The 3,607-nt window shown below is 67.3% G+C and carries 2 protein-coding genes; both read right to left on the bottom strand.

Features of this window, described 5'->3' with window-relative positions; translation table 11 throughout:
* Positions 1-283: 283 nt before the first annotated feature.
* Positions 284-1,966 carry a choline dehydrogenase gene (gene betA, locus QRO91_RS18460; protein WP_049429885.1) on the bottom strand — a complete coding sequence of 561 codons (1,683 nt, stop codon included), beginning with the start codon at positions 1,964-1,966 and terminating at the stop codon, positions 284-286.
* Between the two features lie 101 nt (positions 1,967-2,067).
* On the bottom strand, positions 2,068-3,540 hold the full coding sequence (gene betB, locus QRO91_RS18455; protein ID WP_100443536.1) for a betaine-aldehyde dehydrogenase: 1,473 nt from the start codon (positions 3,538-3,540) through the stop codon (positions 2,068-2,070).
* Positions 3,541-3,607: the final 67 nt, after the last annotated feature.

Genomic DNA, 3,607 nt, shown 5'->3' with positions numbered 1-3,607 from the left:
TTCGGGGGGGAACGGGTTTGGATATACGTCTCCCCCAAGGAACAACCAAGAATAATAACCCCCAGCCAGATAGGTTTTTTTTTTTGTTTGCGCCCGTTAGGTTACCAACATGGCGGTTAATTTCAACAAACCCCCCCGTAGGAAAACCCCCAAGGGGGGTTTGGCGTCCCGATTGGGGCAACCGGTAAAACCCCCGCCGGGAGGCCCCCGCCGCACCCCCGCCCCGCCCGCGGGGGGAGGCGCGCGCCCAGCCCCGGCGGATGTTTCACCGTGAGCGGCTGGCTCAGCCCTGCTTGCGCACCGGTGCACCATTGGCCTTGTAGTACGGCGCGGTGCTGCGGGCCAGCGGGGTGCGGCCGCGGATCACGTCGGCCAGCTTCTCGGCCATCATGATGGTCGGCGCGTTGAGGTTGCCGGTCACGACCTGCGGCATGATCGAGGCATCGACGATGCGCAGGCCTTCCAGGCCGTGCACGCGGCCCTGGCCATCGACCACCGCCATCGGATCATCGGCGTGGCCCATCTTGTTCGAGCACGACGGGTGGTAGGCGGTCTCGGCATGCTCGCGGACGAACGCATCGATCTGCGCGTCGGTCTGCAGCGCGCTGCCCGGCGAGATCTCGCGGCCGCTGTAAGGGGCCAGTGCCGGCTGCGCGAAGATCTCACGGGTGATGCGGATCGCCGCGCGGAACTCGCGCCAGTCCTGGTCGTGCGACATGTAGTTGAACAGGATGCTGGGATGTTCGCGCGGGTCCTTGGAACGCACGTGGATGCGGCCGCGGCTGGGCGAGCGCATCGAGCCGACGTGCATCTGGAAGCTGTGTGCCTTGATCGGGTTGGAGCCGTTGTAATTGATCGCCACCGGCAGGAAGTGGTACTGCAGGTTCGGCCAGTCGAACTCGGCGTCGCTGCGGATGAAGCCACCGGCCTCGAACTGGTTGCTGGCGCCGATGCCGGTGCCCAGGAACAGCCACTCGGCACCGATCGCCGGCTGGTTGTACAGCTTCAGTGCCGGCGCCAGCGAGACCGGCTTCTTGCACTCGTACTGCAGGTACATTTCCAGATGGTCCTGGAGGTTGGCGCCAACGCCCGGCAGGTGGTGCACCAGGTCGATGTCCAGGCTGCGCAGCAGGTCGGCCGGGCCGACGCCGGAGCGCTGCAGGATCTGCGGCGAGGCGATGGCACCGCCGCACAGCAGCACTTCGCGACGGGCAGTGGCACGCTGCGGCTGGTCGTTGTGCAGCCACTGCACGCCCACCGCACGCTTGCCCGAGAACAGGATGCGGTCGGTCAGCGCGTGGGTGACGATGGTCAGGTTCGGGCGCGGCTTGGCCAGGTCCAGGTAGCCGCGGGCAGTGCTGGAGCGACGGCCCTTCGGGGTCACCGTGCGGTCCATCGGGCCGAAGCCTTCCTGCTGGTAGCCATTGAGGTCGTCGGTGCGCGGGTAGCCGGCCTGCACGCCGGCCTCGACCATCGCGGCGAACAGCTCGTTGTTGCCGGCCTTCGGCGTGGTCACGCGCAGCGGGCCATCACCACCGTGGTAGTCGTTGGGGCCGATGTCGCGGGTTTCGGCCTTGCGGAAGTACGGCAGGCAGTCCAGGTAGGTCCAGTCTTCCAAGCCCGGCATGCTGGCCCAGTTGTCGTAGTCCATCGCGTTGCCGCGGATGTAGCACATGCCGTTGATCAGCGACGAGCCGCCCAGGCCCTTGCCGCGGCCGCAGTCCATGCGGCGGTTGTTCATGAAGGGCTCCGGATCGGTCTTGTACGCCCAGTTGTAGCGCTTGCCTTGGAGCGGGAAGGCCAGTGCCGCCGGCATCTGGGTACGGAAGTCGAGCCGGTAGTCCGGGCCACCGGCTTCCAGCAGCAGCACGCTGACATCGGCATCTTCGGTGAGGCGGGTGGCCAGCACGTTGCCGGCCGAACCGGCGCCGATGATGATGTAGTCGTACTCGTTATGGGTGCTCATGGGTGTCTCCTGCAGGCCGGGGCGCGCTGCATGCAGGCGTCCGGGCGGAATGTCGGATCGGCACGATGGCCGGACGATGGGGCGCGCGCAGGGCGCGCCGGTCAGAACACGCTGGCGTAGTCGCCCAGCTCGACCTGCACCGACTTGATGCGGGTGTAGTGGCCGAGGGTGGAGATGCCGTTCTCGCGGCCGACGCCGGATTCCTTGTAGCCACCCACCGGCATTTCGGCCGGCGATTCACCCCAGGTGTTGATCCAGCAGATGCCGGCTTCCAGGCGGTGGATGATGCGGTGGGCGCGGCTGACGTCCTTGCTGACCACGCCGGCGGCCAGGCCGAAGGTGGTGTCGTTGGCGCGGCGCACCACTTCGTCCTCGTCGTCGTAGGCGAGGATGCTCATCACCGGCCCGAAGATCTCTTCGCGGACAATCGTCATGTCATCGCGGCAGTCGGAGAACACGGTCGGCAGCACGTAGGCGCCATTGGCCAGCGCGCCTTCGGTGGCACGGCCGCCGCCGGTCAGCAGGCGGGCGCCTTCGGCCTTGCCGCTCTCGATGTAGCGCAGCACGTTTTCCATGTGCGGGAAGCTGGTCAGCGGGCCGAAGTTGGTCTCGGCGGCCATCGGGTCGCCGATGCGGATGCGCTTGACGCGCTCGACAACGGCGGCTTCGAACGCGGCCAGCATGCTGCGCGGCACGAACACGCGGGTGCCGTTGGTGCAGACCTGGCCGGAGCTGAAGAAGTTGGCCATCACCGCGATGTCGGCGGCGCGGTCCAGGTCGGCGTCGTCGCAGATCACCAGCGGCGACTTGCCGCCCAGTTCCATGGTCACTTCCTTCAGCGACGAGGAGGCGGCGCTGGCCATCACCTTCTTGCCGGTGGCGACGCCGCCGGTGAAGGAGATCTTCTCGATCACCGGGTGCTCGGTCAGCCACTGCCCGATCTCGCGGCCCGGGCCCTGCACCACGTTGAACACGCCGGCCGGCACGCCGGCTTCGGTGTAGATCTCGGCCAGCTTGATTGCTGTGAGCGGGGTCACTTCGGACGGCTTGAACACCATCGCGTTGCCGGCGGCCAGCGCCGGGGCCGACTTCCACATGGCGATCTGGATCGGGTAATTCCAGGCGCCGATGCCGGCTACCACGCCCAGCGGCTCACGGCGGGTGTAGAAGAAGCTCGATTCGCGCAGCGGCAGCTGGATGCCTTCGATGGCGGTGGCCAGGCCGGCGTAGTACTCGACCACGTCGGCACCGGTGACGATGTCCACGGTGGTGGTCTCGGCCAGTGCCTTGCCGGTATCCAGGGTTTCCAGGTGGGCCAGCTCGTCGTTGCGCTCGCGCAGGATCTCAACGGCGCGGCGCAGGATGCGCGAACGCTCCATCGCGGTCATCGCGGCCCACACCTTCTGGCCTTCGGCCGCGCTCTGCACGGCGCGCTCGACGTCGGCCTGGCTGGCGACCTGCACCTCGGCGATCACTTCACCGGTGGCCGGGTTGACGGTCTTGAAGGTCTTGCCGCTGGTGGCGTCGACGCGCTGGCCGTGGATGTAGAGCTGTTGGACGGGCAGGGTGGTCATGGGGCGTACTCCTTGGAAGGGGGCGGGTGCTGAAGCGCTTATAGCGCGCCAGCCTGCAACTGGAAGT

Origin of the sequence: Stenotrophomonas maltophilia group sp. Smal32, assembly GCF_030237085.1 — a bacterium.
GTDB classification, from domain to species: domain Bacteria; phylum Pseudomonadota; class Gammaproteobacteria; order Xanthomonadales; family Xanthomonadaceae; genus Stenotrophomonas; species Stenotrophomonas maltophilia_Q.
Note: the sequence above shows the minus strand (reverse complement) of the source record. Positions and strands in the feature narration are given on the sequence as shown.

Coding starts and splice junctions, on each gene's coding strand:
- betB (WP_100443536.1), bottom strand. CDS start 3,540: ATGACCACCCTGCCCGTCCAACAGCTCTACATCCACGGCCAGCGCGTC.
- betA (WP_049429885.1), bottom strand. CDS start 1,966: ATGAGCACCCATAACGAGTACGACTACATCATCATCGGCGCCGGTTCG.